The 26,172-nt window shown below is 67.2% G+C and carries 23 protein-coding genes; 10 read left to right on the top strand and 13 right to left on the bottom strand.

The window, feature by feature from the left end; genetic code table 11:
• The first annotated feature begins 70 nt into the window (after positions 1–70).
• From ACUZUJ_RS14210 to ACUZUJ_RS14200, 3 genes are all read left to right on the top strand, one after another.
• A complete protein-coding gene (locus ACUZUJ_RS14210) occupies positions 71–5,047 on the top strand; it encodes an NAD-glutamate dehydrogenase (protein ID WP_458219935.1) in 4,977 nt (1,658 codons plus the stop codon).
• Positions 5,048–5,255: 208 nt separating this feature from the next.
• Positions 5,256–6,029 (top strand): NAD kinase, encoded by a 774-nt coding sequence (locus ACUZUJ_RS14205; protein WP_032962058.1) that lies wholly within the window; start codon positions 5,256–5,258, stop codon positions 6,027–6,029.
• 47 nt (positions 6,030–6,076) lie between these two features.
• Positions 6,077–7,021 (top strand): 5'-nucleotidase, encoded by a 945-nt coding sequence (locus tag ACUZUJ_RS14200; protein ID WP_458219934.1) that lies wholly within the window; start codon positions 6,077–6,079, stop codon positions 7,019–7,021.
• 135 nt (positions 7,022–7,156) lie between these two features.
• Here the strand turns inward: ACUZUJ_RS14200 and ACUZUJ_RS14195 are convergent, their stop codons facing one another.
• The 12 genes from ACUZUJ_RS14195 to asnS form a co-directional block, all read right to left on the bottom strand.
• The gene (locus ACUZUJ_RS14195; RefSeq protein WP_432592516.1) at positions 7,157–7,708 is read right to left on the bottom strand and encodes a DUF2939 domain-containing protein; all 552 of its coding nucleotides are present in this window, start codon (positions 7,706–7,708) and stop codon (positions 7,157–7,159) included.
• A 42-nt stretch (positions 7,709–7,750) separates the two neighbouring features.
• Positions 7,751–8,743: an aldo/keto reductase gene (locus ACUZUJ_RS14190; RefSeq protein WP_458219933.1), complete on the bottom strand. Its 993-nt coding sequence runs from the start codon at positions 8,741–8,743 to the stop codon at positions 7,751–7,753.
• On the bottom strand, positions 8,743–9,429 hold the full coding sequence (locus ACUZUJ_RS14185) for a DUF2461 domain-containing protein (protein WP_032127674.1): 687 nt from the start codon (positions 9,427–9,429) through the stop codon (positions 8,743–8,745). Before ACUZUJ_RS14185 ends, ACUZUJ_RS14190 begins: the two co-directional genes overlap by 1 nt.
• A complete protein-coding gene (gene sbcB / locus ACUZUJ_RS14180) occupies positions 9,426–10,865 on the bottom strand; it encodes an exodeoxyribonuclease I (RefSeq protein WP_101765763.1) in 1,440 nt (479 codons plus the stop codon). The genes ACUZUJ_RS14185 and sbcB overlap by 4 nt, the downstream gene beginning before the upstream one ends.
• Entirely contained in the window at positions 10,865–12,232 is a 1,368-nt protein-coding gene (locus ACUZUJ_RS14175; protein WP_458219932.1) for an FAD-dependent oxidoreductase, read from the bottom strand. The genes sbcB and ACUZUJ_RS14175 overlap by 1 nt, the downstream gene beginning before the upstream one ends.
• 31 nt (positions 12,233–12,263) lie before the next feature.
• Entirely contained in the window at positions 12,264–13,538 is a 1,275-nt protein-coding gene (gene kynU, locus ACUZUJ_RS14170) for a kynureninase (protein WP_049443201.1), read from the bottom strand.
• A gap of 204 nt (positions 13,539–13,742) precedes the next feature.
• The gene (locus ACUZUJ_RS14165) at positions 13,743–14,264 is read right to left on the bottom strand and encodes a 3-hydroxyanthranilate 3,4-dioxygenase (protein WP_049443315.1); all 522 of its coding nucleotides are present in this window, start codon (positions 14,262–14,264) and stop codon (positions 13,743–13,745) included.
• 19 nt (positions 14,265–14,283) lie between these two features.
• Positions 14,284–14,946, bottom strand: coding sequence for a carbonate dehydratase (can, locus tag ACUZUJ_RS14160; RefSeq protein ID WP_014037740.1), 663 nt, complete (start codon positions 14,944–14,946; stop codon positions 14,284–14,286).
• A gap of 72 nt (positions 14,947–15,018) precedes the next feature.
• Positions 15,019–15,657 carry an FMN-binding negative transcriptional regulator gene (locus ACUZUJ_RS14155; protein WP_458219931.1) on the bottom strand — a complete coding sequence of 213 codons (639 nt, stop codon included), beginning with the start codon at positions 15,655–15,657 and terminating at the stop codon, positions 15,019–15,021.
• Positions 15,658–15,664: 7 nt separating this feature from the next.
• Positions 15,665–15,979 (bottom strand): hypothetical protein, encoded by a 315-nt coding sequence (locus tag ACUZUJ_RS14150; RefSeq protein ID WP_014037738.1) that lies wholly within the window; start codon positions 15,977–15,979, stop codon positions 15,665–15,667.
• Between the two features lie 7 nt (positions 15,980–15,986).
• Positions 15,987–16,286, bottom strand: coding sequence for a hypothetical protein (locus ACUZUJ_RS14145; RefSeq protein WP_014037737.1), 300 nt, complete (start codon positions 16,284–16,286; stop codon positions 15,987–15,989).
• A gap of 30 nt (positions 16,287–16,316) precedes the next feature.
• Positions 16,317–17,711 (bottom strand): asparagine--tRNA ligase, encoded by a 1,395-nt coding sequence (gene asnS / locus ACUZUJ_RS14140; protein WP_014037736.1) that lies wholly within the window; start codon positions 17,709–17,711, stop codon positions 16,317–16,319.
• Between the two features lie 128 nt (positions 17,712–17,839).
• On the opposite strand from asnS, the gene ACUZUJ_RS14135 reads away from it, so the two are divergent.
• From ACUZUJ_RS14135 to zipA, 7 genes are all read left to right on the top strand, one after another.
• Positions 17,840–18,178 carry a HesB/IscA family protein gene (locus tag ACUZUJ_RS14135; RefSeq protein WP_006452998.1) on the top strand — a complete coding sequence of 113 codons (339 nt, stop codon included), beginning with the start codon at positions 17,840–17,842 and terminating at the stop codon, positions 18,176–18,178.
• Between the two features lie 94 nt (positions 18,179–18,272).
• On the top strand, positions 18,273–18,815 hold the full coding sequence (locus ACUZUJ_RS14130; protein WP_458219930.1) for a CbrC family protein: 543 nt from the start codon (positions 18,273–18,275) through the stop codon (positions 18,813–18,815).
• A 185-nt stretch (positions 18,816–19,000) separates the two neighbouring features.
• Positions 19,001–19,438, top strand: coding sequence for a 30S ribosomal protein S6 (gene rpsF, locus ACUZUJ_RS14125; RefSeq protein WP_006452997.1), 438 nt, complete (start codon positions 19,001–19,003; stop codon positions 19,436–19,438).
• Positions 19,439–19,449: 11 nt separating this feature from the next.
• Positions 19,450–19,680, top strand: a complete 231-nt coding sequence (gene rpsR / locus ACUZUJ_RS14120; RefSeq protein ID WP_002804494.1) for a 30S ribosomal protein S18 — start codon at positions 19,450–19,452, stop codon at positions 19,678–19,680.
• A 105-nt stretch (positions 19,681–19,785) separates the two neighbouring features.
• The gene (gene rplI / locus ACUZUJ_RS14115) at positions 19,786–20,235 is read left to right on the top strand and encodes a 50S ribosomal protein L9 (protein WP_014037734.1); all 450 of its coding nucleotides are present in this window, start codon (positions 19,786–19,788) and stop codon (positions 20,233–20,235) included.
• A 259-nt stretch (positions 20,236–20,494) separates the two neighbouring features.
• Entirely contained in the window at positions 20,495–23,998 is a 3,504-nt protein-coding gene (gene smc / locus ACUZUJ_RS14110) for a chromosome segregation protein SMC (RefSeq protein WP_458219929.1), read from the top strand.
• Positions 23,999–24,044: 46 nt separating this feature from the next.
• Entirely contained in the window at positions 24,045–24,782 is a 738-nt protein-coding gene (gene zipA, locus ACUZUJ_RS14105) for a cell division protein ZipA (protein WP_049443204.1), read from the top strand.
• A 101-nt stretch (positions 24,783–24,883) separates the two neighbouring features.
• Here zipA and ACUZUJ_RS14100 read toward each other — a convergent pair whose 3' ends face one another.
• Positions 24,884–26,008, bottom strand: coding sequence for a pyridoxal phosphate-dependent aminotransferase (locus tag ACUZUJ_RS14100; protein ID WP_049443205.1), 1,125 nt, complete (start codon positions 26,006–26,008; stop codon positions 24,884–24,886).
• Positions 26,009–26,172: the final 164 nt, after the last annotated feature.

Genomic DNA, 26,172 nt, shown 5'->3' with positions numbered 1-26,172 from the left:
GCAGCAAGGCCTTTTCGTGCGGTAGGGCTACAATTTCATTTTCCCAACTGAGCAAGCGCATCGCTCTGCCATGAAACCGCAAAAAACCGCAGCCAAGACCGTGAAAAACAAGACCAAACCAGCAGAGTCGGAGGTCGCAGTGACCGCTGGTTTCTCCCTGGAGCCGGTGTACACGGCATTGCGCAAGCGTTACCCCGCGGCCGCACAGGCCGAAGCGGTGGCCTTCGCCACTGACTTCTACAAGCGCATGGAGTCGGACGAGTTCCCGCACCACAGCGCTGAAGAGTGGGCCGCGCTCGCGGCTGAGACGCTGGAATTCGCCCGGACCCGCAAGGCCGGCAAGGCCAACGTCCGCGTGTTCAATCCGACCGCGAAGGCCAACGGTTGGGAATCGCCGCACACCGTGCTGCAGATCGTCAACGACGACATGCCGTTCCTGGTCGATACCGTCACCATGTCGCTGGCCGAGCAGGGCGTGGGCGTCCACGTGCTGGGCCACCCGGTGCTGCGCTTCACCCGCGACAAGGCCGGCAAGCTGGTCAAGGTCGGCGAAGGTGACACCGAGTCGGTGATGCTGCTGGAAATCGACCGCCAGCCGGCCGAAGCCATGGCTGCCATCGAGCAGGCCATCAACAAGGCGCTGGACGAAGTGCGTGCGATCGTGCGCGACTGGCAGCCGATGAAGGACAAGGCGCTGGCGCTGGCCGACGACCTGGGCAGCCGCCAGCTGCCGGTCGACGACGCGTCGCGCAAGGAAGCACAGGAGTTCCTGCGCTGGGCCGCCGACAACCACTTCACCTTCTTCGGCTACCGCGAGTACCGCGTCGAGAAGCAGGGCAAGGAAGAAGTGCTGGCGCCGCTGAACGACACCGGCCTGGGCCTGATGCGCGGCAAGGACAAGTCCGCCGCCCGTCCGGTCAAGACCCTGGCCGCGCAGGGCCTGAACACCACGTCCGGTCTGAAGGACGCGCTGATCCTGACCAAGACCAATGCCCGTTCGCGCGTGCACCGCGCCGGCTACATGGACTACATCGGCGTGCTGGAATTCGACGCCAAGGGCAAGATCATCGGCGAGCAGCGCTTCCTCGGCCTGTTCACCTCCAGCGCCTACAACCGCCGCCCGTGGGAAATCCCGCTGGTGCGCCAGCGCCACGAGCACGTGATGAAGCAGTCGGGCCTGGCCCCGGCCAGCCACAGCGGCAAGGCGCTGCGCCACATCCTGGAAACCCTGCCGCGCGAAGAACTGTTCCAGTCCAGCGAGGACGAACTGTTCCGCACCGCGATGGGCGTGCTGGGCCTGCAGGAGCGCGTGCGCAGCCGCCTGTTCCTGCGCCGCGACAAGTACAGCCGTTTCATCTCCGCGCTGGTCTACCTGCCGCGCGAGCGCTTCAACACCGACGTGCGCCTGCGCATCGAAGCGATGCTGAAGGAAGCGCTGCACGGCGAGTACGTCGACAGCTCGGTGGTGCTGGGCGAATCGCCGCTGGCCCAGGTGCACCTGATCGTGCGCCCGAAGCCGGGCGAAATGCTCGACGTCGATACCGCCGAACTGGAGCAGAAGCTGGCCCAGGTGCTGCGCAACTGGCAGGACGACCTGCGTGAAGCGCTGGTGACCCGCCACGGCGAGACCGAAGGCCTGCGCATCGCCGCCCGCATCGGCAAGGCGCTGCCGGCCGGCTACATCGAAGACAACAGCACCGCGGTTGCCGCCAACGATGTCAGCCAGCTCGACGCCCTGACCGGCCCGGACGACCTGCGCCTGAGCCTGCAGGCCGTGCCGCGCGAAAGCGGCGATGGCCTGCGCCTGAAGCTGTATCGCCAGCTGGACGACATTCCGCTGTCGGACGCGCTGCCGATGATGGAAAACATGGGCCTGCGCGTGATCGCCGAGCGTCCGTACCGCCTGTCGGTCGACAACGCCCCGGTGTACGTGCAGGACTTCGAGGTCGAGTCGACCGCCGGCGCGATCGATGCCGCCAGCGTCGATGAAGCCTTCGGTGAGACCTTCGCCCGCGTCTGGCACGGCGATGCCGAGAACGACGGCTTCAACCGCCTGGTGCTGGCTGCGGGCCTGCACTGGCGGCAGGTCGCCATGCTGCGTGGCTACTGCAAGTACCTGCTGCAGACCGGCGTGCCGTTCTCGCAGGCTTACGTGGAAGGCACCTTCGCGCGCTACCCGCTGCTGGCCCGCCTGCTGGTCGAGCTGTTCGAAGCCCGCTTCGATCCGGCCACCGGCCATGAAGGCAAGGACGACATCGCGGCTGGCCAGGCCCAGCTGAAGGCCCACTTCGACGTGCTGGCTGCTGGCGACGACGCCACCCTGAAGGTGCTCAAGACCGTGGTCGACGCCCGCAAGGGTGACCGCGACGCGCAGATGCAGGCCGCGCGCGATGCGCTGCTGAAGCTGATGGACCGCGTGTCGAGCCTGGACGAGGACCGCATCCTGCGCTCGTTCATGGGCGTGATCGACGCGACCCTGCGCACCAGCTACTACCAGACCGATGCCAAGGGCCAGCACGGCCACGTCATCAGCTTCAAGTTCGATTCGGCGCTGGTGCCGGACCTGCCGAAGCCGCGCCCGTACCGCGAAATCTTCGTCTACGGCCCGCGCGTGGAAGGCACCCACCTGCGCTTCGGCGCGGTCGCCCGTGGCGGCCTGCGCTGGTCGGACCGTCGTGAAGACTTCCGTACCGAAGTGCTGGGCCTGGTCAAGGCACAGATGGTCAAGAACACCGTCATCGTGCCGGTCGGCGCGAAGGGCGGCTTCTTCGCCAAGACCCCGCCGGTGAACGGCGACCGTGATGCGATCTTCGCCAACGGCGTGGCCTGCTACAAGCTGTTCATCCAGGGCCTGCTGGACATCACCGACAACATCGTCAACAACAAGATCGTGCCGCCGGTGGATGTCGTGCGCCACGACATGGACGATCCGTACCTGGTGGTGGCCGCCGACAAGGGCACCGCGACCTTCTCCGACATCGCCAACGGCCTGGCCATCGCGCACGGCTTCTGGATGGGCGATGCGTTCGCCTCCGGTGGTTCGGTCGGTTACGACCACAAGGGCATGGGCATCACCGCACGCGGTGCGTGGGAGTCGGTCAAGCGCCACTTCCGTGCGCTGGGCCGTGACAGCCAGAGCCAGGACTTCACCGCGGTCGGCGTCGGCGACATGTCCGGCGACGTGTTCGGCAACGGCATGCTGCTGTCGCGCCACATCCGCCTGGTCGCTGCGTTCGACCACCGCCACATCTTCCTGGACCCGAACCCGGATGCGGCCACCACGTTTGTTGAACGTGAGCGCCTGTTCACCGTGCCGCGTTCGAGCTGGGCGGACTACGATGCCAAGCTGATCAGCAAGGGCGGCGGCGTGTACCCGCGTACCCTGAAGTCGATCGAGATCACCCCGCAGGTGCGTGAAGCGCTGGGCCTGGACGAGAACGTCAAGGCGCTGTCGCCGAACGACCTGATGAGCGCGATCCTGAAGGCGCCGGTCGACCTGCTGTGGAACGGCGGCATCGGTACCTACGTCAAGGCCGCCAGCGAGCAGCACAGCGATGTCGGCGACCGTGCCAACAACGCGCTGCGCGTGAACGGTGGCGAGCTGCGCTGCAAGGTGGTGGGCGAGGGCGGCAACCTGGGCATGACCCAGCTGGGCCGCATCGAAGCTGCCCAGGCCGGCGTGCTGCTCAACACCGACTTCATCGACAACTCGGCCGGTGTCGACACCTCCGACCACGAAGTCAACATCAAGATCCTGCTCAACGATGTGGTGCGGGCCAAGAAGCTGACCGTCGAGCAGCGCAACAAGCTGCTGGCCTCGATGACCGATGAAGTCGCCGAGCTGGTGCTCAACGACAACTACCGCCAGAACCAGGCGCTGAGCCTGATGGAGCGGATGGCGGTCAAGCGCCTGGGTTCCAAGCAGCACTTCATCCGTACCCTGGAACAGCAGGGCCTGCTTGATCGCCAGATCGAGTTCCTGCCGTCCGATGCGGAGCTGTCGCAGCGCAAGGCACGCGGCCAGGGCCTGACCCGTCCGGAACTGTCGGTGCTGCTGTCCTACTCCAAGCTGGTGGCGTTCGCCCAGCTGCTGGATTCGGACATCCCGGAAGATCCGTACCTGTCCAAGGAACTGCAGCGCTACTTCCCGACCCCGCTGCAGAAGAAGTACGCCGACGCGATGGAGCGTCACCGCCTGAAGCGCGAAATCATCGCCACGGCCGTGACCAACCAGACCATCAACCGCATGGGCGCCACCTTCCTGATGCGCATGCAGGAAGACACCGGCCGCTCCATCGCCGAGGTCGCCAAGGCCTACACCATCAGCCGTGAAACGCTGGATGCGCGCGCGCTGTGGGCGCAGATCGATGCCCTCGACGGCAAGGTGCCGGAGTCGGTGCAGATCGACGCACTGGAAGTGATCTGGAAGCTGCAGCGCTCGTTCGTGCGCTGGCTGCTGTCGCGTCCGGGCGCGATGCCGGGCATCACCGAAGCGGTCAACCGCTACCAGGGTCCGTTCAACGACATCCGCGTTGCCTCGGGTGTGCTGCCGGATTCGCAGCGTCCGACCTATGAAGCCCTGGTGGCCGAATGGAAGGAAAAGGGCCTGCCGTCCGCGCTGGCGCAGCAGCTGGCCGAACTGCACTTCCTGGAGCCGGCGTTCGACATCATCGAACTGGCCCGTACCCGCAAGCTGAAGCCGGTGGACGTGTCCAAGGTCCACTTCCGCCTGGGCGATGCCCTGCAGCTGCCGTGGCTGTTCGAGCAGGTCGATGCGCTGGAGGTCAACGGCCGTTGGCATGCCGTGGCACGTGGCGTGCTGCGTGACGAACTGGCGGCCAACCACCGCAACCTGGCCGGCCAGGTGCTGGGCACCAAGGGGGGCAGTGCCGAAGCCAAGGTGGCCGCATGGATGGGCCGCGATGACAACAGCCTGCGCTTCACCCTGGCGATGCTGGCCGAACTGGCCGAGCAGAAGACCCTGGACTACCCGACCGTCTCGGTCGCGGTCCAGCGCCTGGGCCAGCTGGCCGCACATGGTGCGTAAGTGGAGTAGTGCCAGGCGATGCCTGGCATGAGTGAAACAGAACGGCCCCGCGAAAGCGGGGCCGTTCTGTTTTGTAGCGCGCGCCTGGGACGGGGAGTGCCGGCCGCTGGCCGGCAACCCCATGGACCTCCCCGCAGATGGGCGATTGCCGGCCAGCGGCCGGCACGACCGGGTATGCTCTTGCTGGCACACCCATCCGGATCCACCGATGAGCGACACCCCCCGCATCGCCTTCCTGGCCAGCGCCACCGAACCTGCACAGATGGCCCGCGCGGCGATGGTCTCGCGCTATGGCGATCACGCGCCGGAGCAGGCCGACGTGCTGTGTCCGCTGGGCGGCGACGGCTTCATGCTGCAGACCCTGCACCGGCATGGGCACCTGGGCAAGCCGGTGTTCGGCATGAAGCTGGGCACCGTCGGCTTCCTGATGAACCAGTACCGTGGCGACGACGACGTGCAGGCGCGCATTGCCCGTGCCGAACCGGCCAACCTGCGCCCGCTGGAAATGGTGGCGCTGACCGAGTCGGGCACCAGTACCGGTTCGCTGGCTTACAACGATGTGTCGCTGCTGCGCCAGACCCGGCAGGCCGCGCATATCGGCATCGACCTCAACGGCCAGGAACGCGTGGCCGAGCTGATCGGCGACGGCGTGCTGGTGGCCACCCCGGCCGGCAGCACCGCCTACAACTATTCCGCGCACGGTCCGGTGCTGCCGCTGGGTTCGCATACCATCGCGCTGACGCCGTTGGCCCCGTACCGGCCGCGTCGCTGGCGCGGGGCGATTCTCAAGGCCGACACCGAGGTGCGCTTCCGCGTGCTCGATCCCTACAAGCGGCCGGTCAGCGTCACTGCGGATTCGCACGAGACCCGCGACGTGGTCGAGGTGACCATCCGTGAGTCGAAGGACCGCCGCGTGACCCTGCTGTTCGACCCGGAGCACAACCTGGAAGACCGGATCCTGAGCGAACAGTTCGTTTTTTGAGGACAATGGGCGGCCGGCCCCGCCGACCGCTTGAAGGACCCCCACCGATGGGCGACAACTCCCCCCGTTTGCTGACCGTCGCGGTGACCTCGCGCGCCCTGTTCGACCTCGAGGAAAGCCATGCGCTGTTCGAGAGTGATGGCGTGGCGGCCTATGCCGAATTCCAGCGCCAGCATGAGGACGATATCCTCGGCCCCGGCGTGGCCTTCCCGGTGGTGCGCAAGCTGCTGGCGCTGAACCAGGGCACCAGCCCGGAGAGCCCACGGGTCGAGGTGATCCTGCTGTCGCGCAACTCGGCCGATACCGGCCTGCGCATCTTCAACTCGATCCAGCACTACGGCTTGGGCATCATCCGTGCGACGTTCACCGCCGGCGAGCCGACCTGGCCGTACGTGAAGCCGTTCGGTACCGACCTGTTCCTGTCGGCCAACCCGGAATCGGTGCGCAGCGCGCTGCGGCATGGCATTGCGGCGGCGACCATCCTGCCCAAGCCGCCTGGCGAGACCGCCGCTGCGGCGGCCGACCAGATCGATACCGGTCGCCCGGCCGGCCAGCTGCGCATCGCCTTCGACGGTGACGCCGTGATCTTCGGTGACGAGAGCGAGCGCATTTCGCGCGAGCAGGGCGTGGAAGCCTTTGGCCGCCACGAGCGCGAACGCGCCCGCGAGCCGCTCAGCGGCGGTCCGTTCCGCGGTTTCCTGTCGGCCCTGCATACATTGCAGGAAGTGTTCCCGGCCGGCGAGAGTGCGCCGATCCGCACCGCACTGGTCACCGCGCGATCGGCACCGGCGCATGAGCGGGTGATCCGCACCCTGCGCGAGTGGGGCGTGCGCCTGGACGAGGCGCTGTTCCTCGGTGGTCGCCACAAGGGGCCGTTCCTGCAGGCGTTCGGCGCCGACATCTTCTTCGATGATTCGCAGCACAACATCGACAGTGCCCGCGAGCATGTGGCCGCCGGTCACGTACCACACGGCGTCGCCAACGAGGGCTGAGGCCACGACGGGTGGGTGCCAACCGTTGGTTGGCACTGCCATGCATCCGTGCCCACCAAGGCGGGCACCTACCAGAGCGCCGCGCCTTGGTAGTCGCCAACCTTGGTTGGCGTTGCCGTCAGGCCACGGGTCGGGTCACGGGCTGCCGGACATCCCCAGCTGCAGGTCCACCACCTTCCAGCGCAGGCCCTGCGGTTCCAGCACCACCTTCAGCGGCGGCTGGCCGGGGCCGCGATCGACATCGATCACGAAGCGGTCCAGTGCCTCGAAATGGTGCTCGGCATGCTTCAGCGGCCGCGCCGGTTCGGTCGCACCGAAGGCATCGCCGCCCTGCAGCTCATTGCGGCCACGCTTCCACAGCACGTGGCCCTGCAACATCGCGCCGATCCCGGTCGGGGTCACCATGGTCTCCACCGCGGCACCGCCAAGCTGGTCGCCCAGCCCATAGAGCAGGGCGCCGAACGGGCTGGCTGCCAGGTCGGGGCCGGCCTGGCGCACAAGATAGTCGTTGAGCTGGGCGCGCAGGCTGCTGCGCACGCGCGGGAAATCGACGTAGCGTTCCAGGCGGGCGGTGTCGCGCTGCTCGATGGCCTTGGACAGGCCATTGACGGTCATGTAGGGGCCGCCGAACCACCAGGCCGCGACGGCTAGGACCAGCAGCACAATGAGTGCGGTGAGTTTCTTCATGCCGACCAGACTGCCGCAATGGCGGCAGTGCCGGGTGAAGACTCAATGACTGGGCGAGCCACGGCCGTCACCGAAGGCATCGACCAGCTGTTGCCGTTCGGCCGGGGTCAGCGCTTCCAGCCGCGTCGCCAGCACCTCGTCGAGGCTGCGGGTACGGGTGGTGCCGAGGATGCCGCTGGCCACGCCGGGATGGCCCAGCGCATAGGCGAAGGCGGTCTGGGCCGGGCGTTGGCTGTGGATCGCGCCCATGGCGCGCCGCATCTGGCGGGCGCTGCGCATCAGCTGGCGGCTGCTGGGTTTCAGCCAGGCGCGCGCCAGGTACCAGCCATCGGCCAGCCGCGGCAGGCGCGGACGCGGGGGCAGCAGGTGGCCTTGCGCCAGCACGGTACCGGCCAGCACGCCGATGCCCACCGCCTGCAGCTGGTCGATCAGCGGTTCGCGGTCCTGTTGTAGGGCGTTGTAGTCCAGCAGCACCACATCGAAGGTGTCGGGATGGGCGATCATCCAGCGCAGGGTCGATGCCGAGTGGGTGTTGATGCCGGTGTGCCGGATCAACCCACGCTCGCGCAGGCGCTGCAGCGCGGCCAGCAGGTCGTCGTTGATGTCGTGTTCGCTGGCGCCATGCAGCTGGTAGATATCCAGATGATCCAGACCGAGGTTGCGCAGCGAAGCCTCGCAGCTGGCGGTGATGGCCGCGGGCGAGAAGTTGCGTTGCTCGGCGCCGCTGATACCGGCCTGTCCGGTCAGCGTGCCACCCTTGCTGGAGATCACCAGTGAATCGCGCGGGTACTGCTTCAGCAACGGGCGCAGGATGCGGCCCAGGCGTGGCTCGGCATGGAAGCCGGAATAATTGTGGCCGGTATCGAGCAGGTTCACCCCATGGGCGAGCGCCTGTTCGACCACGGCGGCCGCCTCATGCTCCGGGAAACGGCGATGACCCCAGAAGCCGGAGCAGCCCAGGCCGATCGGTGAAACGGCCAGGCCGGTGCGGCCGAGCACGCGCCGCTGGCGGGCCAGCGGAAGATGCTGAGACATCAGAACTCCAGGTCCAGCGCGGCGCACAGGTAGTCCACGAACGGGCCGAGCGCCGCCAGGTCCTTGCCCAGCGTGGAAAGCAGGCGCGGCCCGGTCATGGTGGCATCGTCCAGCGAGCGCCACATCACCCAGTTGCGGTGCTTGAGGTCGTCGATGAACTCGAAGTCGGCCGGGAAGCCACGCGGGGGCCGCACCAGCTTCTCGCTCTCCTCGAAATCGAAGCGCTTGCGCAGGGCCGGCGCATGCGCGGCGGCCTTCCAGCTGCCCGGGTTGTCGAGGATGAAGTGGCGCACGCGACGCTGGGTTTCAGGCTCCGGATGCCACAGGCCGGCACCGACGAAGCTCTCGCCGGGCTGCAGGTGCACGTAGAACGAAGGCGCGGCCACTTCGCGGCGGCGCTCATGGAACAGGCGCGCGCCCTGCCAGGTCTTGTACGGTGACTTGTCGTTGGAGAAGCGCGCGTCGCGATGGATGCGGAACAGCGAGCCGCCCACGCCGCGGGTATCGGCGCGGAAATGGTCGCTGACCTCGGCCAGGGCCGGCTGCAGGTCGCCCAGCAGGCGCAGGAACGGCTGCCGTACGTGGTCTTCATACTGCTGGCGGTGGTCGTTGAACCAGGCCTTGTCGTTATGCCGCGCCAGGCTGCGCAGGAACTTGAAACTGGCGTCCGAGAAGTAGGTGCTCACAGCGTCTCCTGCAGGTGCTGGCCCCAGTCGCGCAGCGATTGCAGCAGGGTCTGACGCCGTGCGTCGTCGGGCGCTTCGGCGGCCAGTGCATCGAGCTGCTGCTGGTACTGGGGCAGGTTGAGTTCGCCCAGGCCATCGTCGCCGAGCAGTCGCTGGCGGCGGTAATCCTGCCAGCGCTGGCGTTCAGCCGGCGCGAGGCTGTCGGGATGGTTGCGTGCGCGGTAGCGGAACAGCAGCTCTGGCAGGCGCGGGTCGCGGAAGCGGCCTTCCAGTGCGGCCAACTGCTCCGGCGCGGTGGTGCGCGCCAGCGCAAGCAGCGGCTTGTCGCCGTTGCCGAGGAAGCCGTCGTACAGCGAGGCATCGACGTCGGCCACGGTGGCGGCGCGGGGCTGGTTGTAGACCTGGCGAGCCTTCTCGGCCAGCTGCGGGGCGAACGCACGCAGCCGTTCCACCTTGGCCTCGATCGCGGCCACGTCCAGGCCGAGGCGTGCGTGATCATCGGTGCGCAGGTGGTTCCAGGCGATCAGCGCCGGCACCTTGTTCAGATGCACTTCCTTCAGCGGCACCCGCGCCACGCCTTCGGGCAGCTCGCTGGCGCGCATGTACAGGCGCTGTGCGATCACCTCGGCCGGCAGTTCCAGCAGGTCGTCGATCTCGCCTTCCAGGTCGAACACGATCACCCGGTTGTTGATGGTCGGGTGTACGGCCAGCGGCAGCACCGGGGCCGCACACAGGCGGCTGGCCGGGTAGCGCATGGAAATGTGCAGCACCGGCTTCATCGCGGCCACGTCCAGCAGGCTGCCGACGAAGCGTTTGTCACGCAGCTTCAGCGCGTAGTCCCACAGGCGTGGCTGCGATTGCTTGAACAAGCGTGCCATGCCGATGGTGGCGCGTACGTCGGACAGCGCTTCGTGCGCATCGCCCTCGCGCACGTTGTTGGCCTCGGCGAGGTGCTCGAGCTTGAACGAAGTGGCGCCATCCTCGCGCAGCGGCCACTGGATGCCGTCCGGGCGCATCGCGCGCATCAGTCGCAGCATGTCCAGCAGGTCCCAGCGCGAATTGCCGTTGCGCCACTCGCGCTCGTACGGGTCGTGGAAGTTGCGGAACAGGCCGTAGCGGACGAATTCATCGTCGAAGCGCAGCGTGTTGTAGCCCAGCGCGCAGGTGCCGGGGCGCGACAGCTGCTCGTTGATGCGGTCGAAGGCCTCGGCCTCGCTGATGCCCTCGGCCAGGGCCTGCTGCGGGGTGATGCCGGTGACCAGGGTGGCCATCGGCGAGGGCAGCAGGTCATCGGCCGGGCGCACGAAGAAGCTGACCGGGGTGTCGATTTCGTTGAGGTCGGCGTCGGTACGGATCGCGGCGTACTGCGAGATGCGCGTGCGCCGCGGGTCCTGGCCGAAGGTTTCCAGATCGTAGAACAGGAAGCTGTCGGCCATCAGTGCGCGCCCTCCAGGACCGGCAGCTGCGCGTGGATCTGCGCTTCCAGTGCGGCCCAGTCGATGTTGTCCAGTGAATCGTGACCGGCGGTGGCGGCCACCAGCATGTCGCGCTGCAGCTCGGTGCGGCGCAGCGCCTCGGCGTAGGGCGTGTGCAGGAAGGTGACCATCGTGTAGTGCGGTACGAAACGGGTCGGCCAGCGCCGCTGCAGTTCCTGCTCCAGTTCGCGCTGCAGCAGGAACGCAGGATCGGCGACGCGGTCGCGCATCTCCAGGTAGTTCTCCAGCGCCATCTGCTGGATGGCACGTGCATTCGGCTTGCGCTCGGCTTCGAACGCGGCGAACGCGCCTTCCAGGTCATCGGCCTCCATCAGGTGGCGGGCCAGCGCAACGCAGTCCTCGAACGCGCAGTTCATGCCCTGGCCGTGGAACGGCACCATCGCATGCGCGGCATCGCCGATCAGCACGGCGCGGCCGTGCTGGTGCCAGCGCTCCAGGGTGAGCGTGCCGAGCAGGCCCGGCGGGTGCTGTTCCCAGTCCGCGCGCAGGTTCGGGATCAACGGCAGGGTGTCGGCGAACTCGCGTGCGAACAGCGCCTCGGCCTGCGCGCCGGTGTTGACCGTGGCGAAGCTGGGATCGCCCTGGTTGGGCAGGAACAGGGTGACGGTGAAGGTGCCTTCGTGGTTGGGCAGGGCGATGCACATGTAATGGCCGCGTGGCCAGATGTGCAGCGCATTGCGCTCGATGCGGAAGCTGCCGTCGGCGGCCGGCGGGATCTCCAGCTCCTTGTAGGAGTGGTCGAGGAAGGCGATGTCCTCGCCCAGCGGCGCACGGCGGTTCATCGCCGCGCGCAGTGCCGAACCGGCGCCGTCGGCACCGATCAGGGTGTCGAAGCGGATGTCGTGCGGGCTGTCGTCGCGGTCATCGATGAAACGCGCGTAGCCGGCATCGAAATCAACGGTGTGCAGGCGGCGATGGAAGTGCACGGTGGCGCCGGCGTGTTCGGCCAGTTCCAGCAGCGTGGTGTTCAGATCGCTGCGGTGGATCGACCAGATCACTTCGCTGTCATCACGGCCATAGCGCTGCAGCTGCGGTTCGCCGTCGCGCGGGTGCACCATGCGGCCGCGCATCATCACCGCGCGTGCCATCACTTCATCCTCCACACCCGCCTGGCGCAGCGCATTGCGCCCGCGCTCGGCCAACGCCAGGTTGATCGAGCGGCCACTCTCGTAGTCGGCCACGCGCGGATCGCCGCGGCGTTCGTACAGGGTGATGCGCCAGCCTTGCCGTGACAGCAGGATGGCCAGCAGGGACCCGGCCAGGCCGGCACCGATAATGCTCAACGAGCGGGAAGCATGTGCGATCAACGAACTGTCCAGCAGTAGGGGAGGGACCGGCTTAAAGGCCAGCCCAGGCTTCCACTTCCTCGACGAAGTGGTGCACGTCCAGGTAGCGGTTGTAGAGCGGGGTGGGCGAGATGCGGATCACGTCGGGCTCGCGCCAGTCACCGAGCACGCCGATGCCGCGCAGGTGCTCGAACAGTGCGCGGCCACGCTCGCGGCCACCGATCACGCGCAGCGACAACTGGCAGCCGCGGCGCTGCGGGTCGGCCGGGGTGATGATGTCCAGCACCTGCGGCAGGCGCGCGCGCACCAGCGCCTCGAGCATGCCGGTCAACGCCAGCGATTTGCTGCGCAGCGCTTCCATGCCGGCGCGCTCGAACAGGTCCAGCGAGGCACGCAGCGGTGCCAGGCCGAGAATCGGTGGATTGCTCAGCTGCCAACCCTCCGCGCCGATGGCCGGCGTGAACTGCGGCGCCATCTGGAAGCGGGTGGCTTCCTCATGGCCCCACCAGCCGGCGAAGCGCGGCAGGGTGGTGTCGCGGTGGTGGCGCTCGTGCACGAAGGCGCCTGCGACTGCCCCCGGGCCGCTGTTGAGGTACTTGTAATGGCACCACACGGCGAAATCGGGGGCTACGTCATGCAGGCGCAGCGGCAGGTTGCCGACCGAGTGCGCCAGGTCGAAGCCGATGCGTGCGCCCTGCAGGCGTGCGGCGCGGGTGATCGCATCGAGGTCGAAGGCCTGGCCGGTGCGGTACTGCACGCCGGGCCACAGCACCAGCGCCAGGCGCGGGCCGTGTTCGGTGATGGCGCGCTCGATGGCGTTCAGCGAGATCGTGCCGTTGGCTTCGTCCGGCTGCACTTCCACCAGACATTCGGCCGGGTCGAAGCCATGGAAGCGGATCTGAGCTTCCACGGCGTGGCGATCGGTCGGGAACGCGCCGGCTTCCATCAGGATCACCGGGCGCTGGGCGGTCGGCCGGTAGAAGCTGACCATCATCAGGTGCAGGTTCACGCTCAGCGTGTTCATCGCCACCACTTCGCTGGGCAGCGCACCGACCACGCGGGCCAGCTGCGCGCTCACCAGGCGGTGGTAGGACAGCCACTGCGTCGGGCCGGTGAAGTGGCCTTCCACCGCCAGTTCGCCCCACTGCTTCATCACTTCCTGCACCGCCGCCTGCGCGCCGCGCGGCTGCAGGCCCAGCGAGTTGCCGACGAAGTAGGTCTGCTCGCCGCCACCGTGGCGCGGAATCAGGAATTCATTGCGCAGCGGGCGCAGCGGATCGGCGGCGTCCAGGGCGATGGCGTGGGTGCGGCTGAGCAGGTCGGACATGGTCGGGCAACAGGCTGCAACGGGACCGCCAGTGTAGCGCCTGGGGCATGGCCCGGTAGCTGCCAACCCAACGCTAGTGCCGCTTGGCCCGGTAGTCGCCAACCTTGGTTGGCGCACGTACAAGCAAGCGCCCACCAAGGTGGGCAACTACCAGAGCGGGAGCGAGCAAGCGCCCACCAGGGTGGGCATCTACCGTTCGATGGCTCAGCCCGCCGCTGGCACCGGCAGCGGATCCACGTGCCCGCACTGGCTGCAGGTGCGCAGCTCCAGGCTGGCGTGGTAGCGCGCGAATACCTTGGGCAGGTCGGTTTCGATGTTCTGCAGCGGGAAATACTCTTCGTGCAGCTTGTGGTTGCAGCGCTCGCAATGCCAGATCACGCCATCCATCTCGTGCGGCAGGCGCTTGCGCTCGACCACCAGGCCGATGCCACCGGGCGGGCGCCGCGGCGAGTGCGGCACTTTCGCCGGCAGCAGGAAGATCTCGCCGGCACGGATCGGAATATCACGCACCGCGCCGTTTTCCTGCACCTTCAGGACCATCTCGCCTTCGAGCTGGTAGAACCACTCCGGACCTTCGTCGTAGTGGTAGTCGGTGCGCGAATTCGGCCCGCCGACCACCATCACGATGAAATCACCGTTGTCGATCATCTTGTTGCCCACCGGCGGCTTCAGCAGGTGGCGGTTCTCTTCGATCCAGGCGTGCAGGTTGATCGGCGAAGCGAGCATGGTGGTCATCCGTAAGGGATCAGTCGCGCTTGCCCTTGCGCGGGACGTAGGACAGGGCCTTTTCATAGGCCGGCTGCAGCTCTTCCTGCGAACCGACGTCGATGCCCATCTCGCGCACGCGTCCGTCCTTCAGGCTGTAGACCCAGCCGTGCACCATCAGCTTCTGGCCGCGGGCCCAGGCGTCCTGCACGATGGTCGAGCGGCACAGGTTGGCGACCTGCTCGATCACGTTCAGTTCGCACAGGCGTGCGTGCTTGAGCTCATCAGTCTCGATCGCATCGAGGATGCCGGTGTGCTTCTGCATCACGTCACCGACGTGGCGCAGCCAGTTGTCGGCCAGGCCGACGCGGGTGTTGTGCAGGCAGGCATGCACGCCGCCGCAGCCATAATGGCCAACGATCAGGATGTGCTTCACCTTCAACTGGTCCACCGCGTACTGCACCACGCTCAGGCAGTTCAGGTCGGTGTGGGCGACCACGTTGGCGACGTTGCGGTGCACGAACACTTCGCCCGGGGCCATGCCGATGATCTGGTTGGCCGGCACGCGCGAATCGGAACAGCCGATCCACAGGTACTCGGGGTGCTGCTGCTTGGCCAGCTGGTGGAAGAACTCGGGGTCTTCCTTCTCGATCCGGTCGGCCCAGTCGCGGTTGTTCTGCAGCAGCTTGTGGATGTCTTTCATGTACGGGTCCCTGGCGTCGGGTGGGGGCTCGCCGCAGCCGTCCGGCTGCGTCGTCGCGGGAATCTGGGGCGTTCAGTCGCTGCGGGCGGCCTGTTCGCGGTGCCAGCGCATCCACTGCGCCAACTCGGTGGAAGCGGGGGTGCCCAGCTGTTCCAGTTCGGCGATCACCGCGCGCTGGTTCGCATCGGGATGGTTCTGGCTCAGTTTGAGCTTCAGCTGCACGTGTTCGACCTGGAAGCGGAAACCGACGATGGCGCGCAGCTCCGGGCCATGTTCGGCACGCGTGGCATCGAACTGCCAGGCCTGGCCGACACTCGCTTCGAAGTGGTCGCTGATCGCACCAACCAGCTCGGCCAGCGCATCGGTTTCGTCGAAGGTCTGCAGCTGGCCACGCAGCTCGGCAGCAGCGTAGTTCCAGGTCGGCACCCGCGCGGCGGGCTCCTTGTCCGGGTACCAGCTGGCCGAGACGTAACCGCGTGGGCCGTCGACCAGTACATTGGCCGCGCCGCCCTGGCGCGACTGCGGGTTGGCGCGGGCCCAGTGCCCGCGCAGCTCGATACGCTCGCCATCACGCCGGTACAGCACCGGCATCCGGGTCAGCTCCGGCAGGCCATCATTGCCGGCGGTGAGCACGGTGACGAATGGATCGCGCGCCAGCAGGCGGTCCAGCCAGAGCAGGTCGGTCTCGGCGAAGGCGCGCGGGGTGAACATGCGAGGGTCAGGCGCGCCCGCCCAGCGACTGGATCATGCGACCACGCAGGCCCTCGTCGCTGTCGGCCTGCGGCGGCTGCACTTCGTGCAGGCTGAAGCCGCGCACCAGCGCGTCTTCCTCGTCCAGGCCGTCGTACTCGACGAATTCGGCGTCGAACAGCTGCGAACGCGCGGTGTCTTCGCTGTCATAGCTCAGCGTGTTGCCATCGCTGTCGAGCACCTCGGCGGTGCCGGCCGGGCGCACGCGCAGGCGCGCCCAGATCAGGGTGTTGCCGAGGCTGGCCAGCCACCAGCTGTCGCGCGAGGCGGAGATGTCATTCATGGAGGTATTACCAGAGCGAGGCCAGCCAGAGCAGGGCGGCCATGCCCAGTCCGGTCAGCAGGGTCAGCAGCGATACCCAGGCCGGCGTCGCCAGCCCGGACAGCGAACGGTCCGGCTGTTGGCGATAGTCGCGGCGCAACAGCCAGGCCAGGGCATCGGGCTTGAGGAAGGCGCCGCTGCCGAAGCGCTCGGCGAGCGCCGGATGGCGGTCGCGTACGTGCACCAGGGTCAGCGGCCAGAAGATCACGAAGGCACTGAACCCGGCCACTGCAACGCCGACGAAACAGAGGGCGAAGAACAGGGTCATGGGAGCGGTACCTCCGTGGTCGTGTGGGGCTTAGAAGTCCGCGCTGCCCGGGGCGCGCGGGTAGGGGATCGCATCGCGGATGTTGGACAGCCCGCAGACGTACACCACCAGGCGTTCGAAGCCCAGGCCGAAGCCGGCGTGCGGCACCGAACCATAACGGCGGAAATCGCGGTACCAACTGTAGTGCTCACGGTCCAGGCCGAACTGGGCCATGCGCGCGTCCAGCACGTCCAGACGCTCTTCGCGCTGGCTGCCGCCGATGATCTCGCCGATGCCCGGGGCCAGCACGTCCATCGCGGCGACGGTCCTGCCGTCGTCGTTCAGGCGCATGTAGAAGGCCTTGATGTGTTCCGGATAGTTGGTCACCACCACCGGGCGGCCGACGTGCTCCTCGGTCAGCCAGCGCTCGTGCTCGGTCTGCAGGTCCAGGCCCCATTCGACCGGGAAGTCGAACTTCTTGCCGGACTTCTGCAGCAGGCTGACCGCATCGGTGTAGTCGATGCGCTCGAACGGCGCGTTGATGAAGTCTTCCAGCTTGGTGATCGCGTTCTTGTCCACGCGCTCGGCGATGAAGGCCAGGTCGTCGCCGCGCTCGTTCAACACCGCGCGGAACAGGTACTTCAGGAACTCTTCGGCCAGGCGTGCGTCTTCGGCCAGGTCGGCGAAGGCGATTTCCGGCTCGATCATCCAGAACTCCGCCAGGTGGCGGGTGGTGTGGCTGTTCTCGGCGCGGAAGGTCGGGCCGAAAGTGTAGACCTTGCTCAGCGCCAGGCAGTACGCCTCGACGTTCAGCTGACCGGACACGGTCAGGAACGTTTCCTTGCCGAAGAAGTCGCGGCTGAAATCGATCGCGCCCTTCTCGTCGCGCGGCAGGTTCACCATGTCCAGGGTGGACACACGGAACATCTGGCCGGCGCCTTCGGCGTCGGAGGTGGTGATGATCGGGGTGCTGATCCAGTTGAAGCCGTTCTCGTGGAAGAAGCGGTGCACGGCCTGGGCCAGGCAGTTGCGGATGCGGGTGACCGCGCCGAACAGGTTGGTGCGCGGGCGCAGGTGCGCCACTTCGCGCAGGAACTCCGGCGACATCGGCTTGGGCTGGATCGGGTAGGTGAGCGGGTCTTCGACCCAGCCGACCACCTCCAGCGCGCTGGCCTGGATCTCGAACGACTGGCCCTTGCCCTGCGACTTCACCAGCGTGCCGGTGGCGATGACCGAGCAGCCGCTGGTCAGGCGCTTGATCTCATCGAAGTTGGCCAGGCTGTCGCCGGCCACGACCTGGATCGGGGCGAAGCAGGAGCCGTCGCTCACATTCACGAAGGCCAGATTCGCTGAACCGCGCACCGTGCGCACCCATCCGCGTACCGTGACTTCGCCGCCTTCCGGGATCTTCCCGGCAAGCGCATGTTCAACGCTGACCACCGTCATGACTTGAATCCTCTGCTGATCGACTCGATCTGTGAACACGGGAGTTTACCGGTTGCAGCGTTCTGCTTGCGAGGCATTTTTCGTGGCAACGGCTCCTTATAATGTCCCCGTACCTCTGGAGTAGCCCCATGGCCGTCAGCCTGACCCCCATTGCCTTCGAGCGCGTGCAGCGCTTTGTCGCCCAGACCCCCGGCGCGCTGGGCCTGCGTTTCGGCGTGACCAAGACCGGCTGCTCGGGCTGGGGTCACGTCACCGACCTGGCCCGCGACGAGCGCGAGGGCGATACCGTGTTCGACCAGGACGGCGTGAAGATCTACGTCGATGCCAAGAGCCTGGCGCTGGTGGACGGCACCGTGATCGACTTCGGCAAGCATGGCCTGAGTGAGACGTTCACGTTCAGCAACCCGAACGCCACCGCCGAGTGTGGCTGCGGCGAGAGCTTCACCACCGACGCCGACAAGGCTTGAGGGCCGGCCGCCGGGCATGGCCCTGCGCTGACAAGGCGTGCTCTGGTAGGTGCCGACCTTGGTCGGCACGCTGGGCTCGGCAGGGATCCCGAGGATGGAACGACCGGCTTTCACCTATCACCCCAATGCCTACGCCCTCTCCTTCGAAGAGGTCGACGGGGTCTGTGACTGCTGCGGGCAACCGCGGACGCTTCGTTACCGGGGGCCGTTCTACACGCGCCTGCGTCCCGATTACCTGTGCCCCTGGTGTATCGCCGATGGCGGGGCAGCGGCCAGTTACGAGGGTGAATTCACCGGCTGGAGCGATATCGAGGGGGTATCCCCGGATCCGGCCGATCCGCCGCCGACCATCGCCCGTGAGCTGCTGCTGGAGATCTGCGAGCGCACCCCGGGTTACTCGTCCTGGCAGCAATCGGTCTGGTTGAGCCACTGCGAACGGCCCTGCGCCTTCCTCGGCTACGCCGGCAGCGACGATCTGCTGCCGATCCTCGACCAGGTCCGGCCTGACGTGGTCGAGATCAATCCGCGCGACGCCGACTGGGTGCTGGAGCATCTGAGCCGGGACGGGATGATGGTCGGCTGCCTGTTCCAGTGCCTGGAATGCGGCCAGCATCGCCTTCACGTCGATCTGGGATGAGCACGTGCCGGACATGGTGCGGCGCTCCCGTTCAGGTTGCCCGGTTCCCGCCCGGTTGCCCGGTGGCGCCGCTTGCCGCATAATGCGCGGCTTCCTGCCTTCCTGGCGGGAATCCTTGCCCCACCGCGGTCTCAACGGCGGGGGGCTGTCCGGCCGCAAGGCCACATCCGAAAGGTAGAAAAAACATGAGTCGTCATTACGAAATCGTGTTCATGGTCCACCCGGACCAGAGCGAGCAGGTCCCGGCCATGATCGAGCGCTACAAGTCGCTGGTCGAGAACGGCAACGGCACCATCCACCGTCTGGAAGACTGGGGCCGCCGCCAGCTGGCGTACCCGATCCAGAACCTGGTGAAGGCCCACTACGTGCTGATGAACATCGAAGCCGATCAGGCCGTTCTGAACGAACTGACCGAAAGCTTCCGCTTCAACGACGCCGTGCTGCGCAACCTGGTCATCAAGCGTGACGAGGCTGACACCGAGCAGTCGCTGATCATGAAGAGCAAGGACGAGAAGGGTGACAAGCCGGAGCGCGGTGAGCGCCGTCGTCGTGACGACGAAGAAGGCGAGTCCACCACCACCGCTGACAACGAAGCCGGCGACGACGCCGCTTCCGCCGCCTAAGGAGCCTTCCCATGTCCAAGTTCTTCCGTCGCCGCAAGTTCTGCAAGTTCACGGCTGAAGGTGTGAAGGAGATCGACTACAAGGATCTCAACACCCTGCGCCAGTACCTGACCGAGAACGGCAAGATCGTGCCGAGCCGCGTCACCGGTACCAAGTCGAAGTACCAGCGTCAGCTGGCGACCGCCGTCAAGCGCGCTCGCTTCCTGGCCCTGATCCCGTACACCGACAACCACGACGTCTGATGCCCGGCGGGGCGGCCCGGTGCCGCCCCCGCTGTGCCAGCTATTCGGACAGCCTTTGTTGCGGGGCATCGCCTCGCTAACGAATAACTCATCTGGAGCAATACCATGCAGCTGATCCTCCTGCAGAAAGTCACCAACCTCGGCAACCTGGGCGACCTGGTCGACGTGAAGCCGGGCTACGGCCGTAACTTCCTCGTGCCGCAGGGCAAGGCCGTTCCGGCCACCGAGAGCAACAAGGCCGAGTTCGAAGCCAAGCGCGCCGAATACGAAGCCAAGGCCCAGGCCATCCACGCCGACGCTGACGCCCGCAAGGCCAAGCTGGAAGGCGCGAGCGTGACCATCCCGGCCAACGCTTCGACCGAAGGCAAGCTGTACGGCTCGGTCGGCGCCCGCGAAATCGCCGATGCCTTCACCGCTGCCGGCCTGCCGGTCAGCAAGAGCGAAGTCATCCTGGGCGAAGGCGCCTTCCGCAACATCGGCGAATACGACGTGCTGGTCCACCTGCACGCCGACGTCGAGACCACCGTCAAGGTCGTCGTCGTCGCCGAAGCCTGATCCCACGCCGCAAGGCCTGGAATCACCGCAGAACGGGCGCCCGCAAGGGTGCCCGTTTTGTTTTATGGCTCCGTTTCGTGGCGTCGGGCCACGTCCGGCCGGCGGGGTAGGGCTGGACAATGTTCCACGCCCATTCGTAGAACACGGCCACATCGGTATACTCAGGGCGTCACACCCGTTCCACGGGCATCGATCCCAACAGGATCAATGACTTGGAGGGTAAACGCAGGCCGCTTGCCGGCCCCAGTCCGGAACCCCTATGCGTCTTTCCACGATCAAGCTGTCCGGCTTCAAGTCGTTCGTCGATCCGACCACCCTGCACCTGCCGACCAACATGACCGGCGTGGTGGGGCCCAATGGCTGCGGCAAGTCGAACATCATCGACGCCGTGCGCTGGGTCATGGGCGAGAGCTCGGCCAGCCGCCTGCGCGGCGACTCGCTGACCGACGTGATCTTCTCCGGTTCCAATGCCCGCAAGCCGGTCTCGCAGGCCACCGTCGAGCTGATCTTCGACAACTCGGACCACACGATCTCGGGCGAGTACGCCTCGTTCAACGAGATCTCGGTCAAGCGCACGGTCAGCCGCGACGGCACCAGCAACTATTACCTCAACGGTACCAAGTGCCGCCGCCGCGACATCACCGACCTGTTCCTCGGCACCGGCCTGGGCCCGCGCAGCTACTCGATCATCGAGCAGGGCATGATCAGCCAGATCATCGAGGCGCGGCCGGAAGACCTGCGTGTGTACCTGGAAGAGGCAGCCGGCATCTCCAAGTACAAGGAGCGCCGCAAGGAGACCGAGACCCGCATCCGCCACACCCGCGAGAACCTGGACCGGCTGGGCGACCTGCGCGACGAGATCAGCAAGCAGCTCGAACACCTCAAGCGCCAGGCCAAGCAGGCCGAGCAGTACCAGGCGCTGCAGGAAGAGCGCCGGGTCAAGGATGCCGAGTGGAAGGCCCTGGAGTTCCGCGGGTTGGACGGTCGCCTGTCCAAGCTGCGCGAAGGGCTGTCGCAGGAAGAGACGAAGCTGCAGCAGCTGATCGCCGACCAGCGTGACGCCGAGGCCCGCATCGAGACCTCGCGCGTTCGACGCGAAGAGGCCGCCGACGCGCTCAACACCGCGCAGGCTGCGGTCTACCAGGTCGGCAGCACGCTGGCGCGCCTGGAACAGCAGATCCAGCACCAGCGCGAGCTGTCGCAGCGCCTGCACAAGGCACGCGATGAAACCCGCCAGGCACTGGCCGAACTGGGCCAGCACATCAGCGGCGACGAGGCCAAGCTGATGGTGCTGCACGAAGCGGTCGAGGCCGCCACCCCGCAGCTGGAGGAGCTGCAGGAAGAAAACGAGATCAAGCAGGAAAGCCTGCGCGAGGCCGAAGACCGGCTGGCCAGCTGGCAGCAGCGCTGGGAACAGCACACCTCGCAGAGTTCGGAGGCCTCGCGCGCCGGCGATGTCGAGCGCACGCGCGTGGACTACCTGGACAAGCAGATCCTCGATGCCGACCGCCGTCGCGAGGCTCTGGCCGCCGAGCGCGCCGGGCTGGACGTGGACGCGCTGGAAGAAGCCTTCGAGCAGCTGCACCTGCAGCACGACACGCAGAAGACCGCGCTGGATGAATTGAGCGAAGACGTCGAACTGCGCAAGCAGGGCGTGGCGGCAGTGCAGGAACAGCAGCGCAATGGCCAGAACGAACTGGCCGAACTGCGCAAGCAGGCCAACGGCCTGCGCGGTCGCCTGGCTTCGCTGGAAACCCTGCAGCAGGCCGCGCTGGGCCAGGAGCAGGGCGCGGCCGTGGCGTGGCTGAAGGCGCGCGGGCTGGATTCGGCGGCGCGTGTCGGCGAACGCCTGGACGTCGATGCCGGCTGGGAAAATGCGGTGGAAAGCGCGCTCGGCCAGTTGATCGAAGGCGTGCTGGTCGATGACCCGGGCAGCCTGGTTGATGCCCTCGGCGAACTCGGCGACGGCCACATTGCGCTGGTCGCCAGTGCGGGTGCCGACGTCAAGGCTGCACCGACTTCGCTGGCGGCACGCGTGCGCGGCCCGGCCGCGATCCGTCGCCTGCTGGCGCACCTGCATGGTGCCAAGGACCTGTCCGAGGCGAAGGCCCTGCAGGCCAGCCTTCCGGAAGGCGATTCGATCATCACCCAGAGTGGCGAACGCCTGGGTCAGGGCTGGCTGCGCGTGTCGCGCTCCGGTGCAGCCCAGCAGGGCGCGCTGCTGCGCGAACGCGAGATCAACGAGCTGCGCGAGCAGATCGAACAGCTGCAGGATCGCGAGGCCGAGCTGGAAGAACAGCTGGGTGGTTTCCGCGAGCAGTTGCAGGCGGCTGAACAGCAGCGCGAAGACGCGCAGCGTGAGCTGTACCAGGCCCATCGTGCGGTGTCCGAGCTGGCTGGCCAGCTGCAGGGCCAGCAGGGCAAGGTGGAAGCGGCGCGTACCCGCATCGACCGCATCGAAGGCGAACTGAAGCAGCTGCAGGAAACGCTGGAAGCCAACAACGAGCAGGCGCGTGAAGCGCGCTCGCGGTTGGAGAACGCGGTCAGCAGCATGGGTGACCTGGAATCGACCCGGCAGGGGCTGGAGGGAGAGCGCCGCCAGCTGACCGAGGCCCGCGACCTGGCCCGCGACGCCGCACGTGCGGTGCGCGAGCGCTCGCATTCGCTGGCCCTGACCCTGGAATCGCAGCGTGCGCAGCTCGCTTCACTGAGCCAGGCGTTGGAGCGCATGGGTACCCAGCGAGGGCAGTTGGATTCGCGACTGGGTGAGCTGCATTCACAGCTGGACGAAGGTGATTCGCCGGTCGAATCGCTGCAGGCCGAGCATCAGAATGCACTGGAAGAGCGCGTGCGGGCTGATCGCGTGCTGACCGAAGCGCGCACGTTGTTGGACGGCATCGACGCCGAGCTGCGCAATTACGAGCAGACCCGTCACCAGCGCGACGAACAGGCGCTGGCCCAGCGCGAGCGTATTTCGCAGCGCAAGCTGGACCAGCAGGCGCTGGTGCTCAGCGCGGACACCCTGCAGGGCGCGGTGGAGAAGGCCGGTTTCGTGCTGCAGGACGTGCTCAACGCACTGCCCGAGGACGCCCGCCTGGGCGACTGGGAGCAGACCGTGCACCAGATCGATGGCCGCATGCGCCGGCTGGAGCCGGTCAACCTGGCCGCCATCCACGAGTACGGCGAGGCCTCGCAGCGTTCGGACTACCTGGATTCGCAGCACACCGACCTGACCACGGCGCTGGAAACCCTTGAGGATGCCATCCGCAAGATCGACCGCGAGACCCGCGGCCGCTTCAAGGACACCTTCGACCGCGTCAATGCCGGCGTGCAGGCGCTGTACCCGCGCCTGTTCGGTGGCGGCCACGCCTACCTGGAACTGACCGGTGAAGACCTGCTCGACACCGGTGTGACCATCATGGCGCGCCCGCCGGGCAAGCGCGTGTCCAGCATCTCGCTGCTGTCCGGCGGCGAGAAGGCGATGACCGCAGTGGCGCTGGTGTTCGCCATCTTCCAGCTGAACCCCGCGCCGTTCTGCCTGCTGGACGAGGTGGACGCGCCGCTGGATGAAGCCAACGTCGGCCGGCTGGCCAACATGGTCAAGGAAATGAGCGAGAAGGTGCAGTTCCTGTTCGTCAGCCACAACAAGGCGACGATGGAGGCCGCGCACCAGCTGTCGGGCGTGACCATGCGCGAACCGGGCGTCAGCCGTCTGGTCAGCGTGGACCTGGAAGAAGCCGCGCGATTGGCGGGCGCGGCCTGACGTGCCATCCTAGTTACCTGAATGAACTAGCCGGAGAACCTATCGAATGTCCGACACGGCACTGTTGCGCATCGGCATCCTGGCCGCCGGCCTGCTGTTGATCGCCGCGATCTTCCTGTTTGGCCGTCCGAAGAAGAAGCCCCAGGGGCGCCGCGTGGACAGCGCGGAACCGACCAGCGGCGAGCGCCGCGAACCGGTCCTGGGCGAGGACGGCGTTGTCGTGGCCGATGGCCGCGTCGAACCGGGCATGGGCACGGAAGGCGAGCAGGCCGAACTCGGCCTGGCCGATACCGATCCGGGCGCCAGCGATCTCGGCAAGCGCGCCACCCAGGATTTCGACAAGATCGTTTCGCTGTTCGTGGCCGCCCGGGCCGGCGAGCAGCTGCGCGGCGAAGACATCGTGGTGGCGGCGGAGAAGACCGGCCTGGTGTTCGGCCACATGAACGTGTTCCACCGCTTGGTGGAAGGCCACCCCGAGCGCGGCCCGATCTTCTCGATGGCCAGCATCATGAAGCCGGGCAGCTTCGACATGGCCAACATCCGTGCCATGGAAACCCCGGCCATCGCCTTCTTCCTGACCCTGCCGGCGCCGCTGACCGCGCTGGACGCCTGGGAGAAGATGCTGCCGACCGTGCAGCGCATGGCCGAACTGCTGGATGGCGTGGTGCTGGATGACAGCCGCAACGCCCTGGGCCGCCAGCGCATCGCACACATCCGTGACGAGCTGCGCGCCTACGACCGCCAGCACCAGGCCCCGCCGCTGACCAAGACCCCGCGCTGGTAAAGGCATTTTTTGGGGTGTGCCGACCAACGGTCGGCACCCACAACAGTAGATCCACGCCATGCGTGGATAGGGCGAACCAAGGTTCGCCCCCACCAACAGGGTCAGGCCGGCACGCCGGCCACCTTCGCGAACGCGCGGCGGAACGCGGCCATCTCGTCCTCGCTGCCGACGGTTACGCGCACGCGCTGCGGCCAGATCGGCCAGCTGCGCCCGATCACCACGCCGTTGTCGGCCATCGCCTTGGCGAACGTGCTGCCGTCGCGTTGCACGTCGACCACGAAGCAGTTCGCCTCCGACGGCAGGCAGCTGAAACCGCGCTTGCCCAGCCATGCGATGGTGGCCTGGCGCACCTTGGCGTTCTGCAGGCGACGCTGCGGAATCAGCTGCGGATCGTGCAGGCTGGCCAGCGCCGCCGCCAGCGCGGGCACCGGCAGCGGGTTGTCGCCGAGGCTGGCCAGCTCGCGCAGACGCTCGGGATGTGCGGCCGCTACACCCAGGCGCAGGCCGGCCATGCCGTACAGCTTGGAGAACGTACGCAGCACGATCAGATCGTCGCGCTGTGTCACCTGCTCGATCAGACTGGGCTGCTCGCTGTATTGCAGGTAGGCCTCGTCGACCAGCACGCGGGTGGACGCGGGCTTGTGGGCCAGCAGCCAGGCGAGCTCATCCGGTGGGCTGATCGAGCCGGTCGGGTTGTTCGGATTGCACACGTAGAGCAGCCCGGTCGGGCGCGCGTGCGCGGCTGCGACCATCGCACGCAGGTCGTGTGCGCCGTCATTGCGCAGCGGCACCTTCTGCACGTGCGCGCCATGCGCGGCAGCGACCTCGCCCAGCGTCTCGAAGGTCGGGTCGGCCACCACCAGTCCCGCCTGCGGGCCGGTCCACAACGTGGCGGCGCGGTTCAGCGGTTCGCTGGAGCCCGGATAGAGCCGCACATGGTCGGCTGGGATGCGGGCCTGCTCGATGAAGGCATCGCGTACCTGTGCCGCCAGGGCGAAGCGGTAGCGGCCGCAGCTGGCGATGCTGTCGCGCGCCGCCTGCTGGGCGGCGGGGGAGGGGCCGTACGGGCATTCGTTGAAGTTCAGTAGTACGGCGCCTTCGGCAGGCGGCGCGGCGACGGCGGCCGCGGGTTGGGCCTGGCCGAGTTGCGGCAGGCCGCTGCTGGCGACGGCGAGGCCGGCACCGGCCAGTTGCAGGAAGCGTCGACGGGAGGCAGGCAGGGGCACGGGTGGGATTCCGAGGGGCAACCGTCGCACGCTAGCGCTGGTGGGGGGTGGGCGGCAAGCTGCTTTTCGTGGAGTCGAACCATGCTCGACCGCAGATGTGCCAACGAAGGTTGGCACCTACCAGAGCGGGGGAGCGCCAGTCGAGCAAGCTCGACGCTACGAAA

It is taken from the genome of Stenotrophomonas sp. S4 (assembly GCF_054187805.2).
Note: the sequence above shows the minus strand (reverse complement) of the source record. Positions and strands in the feature narration are given on the sequence as shown.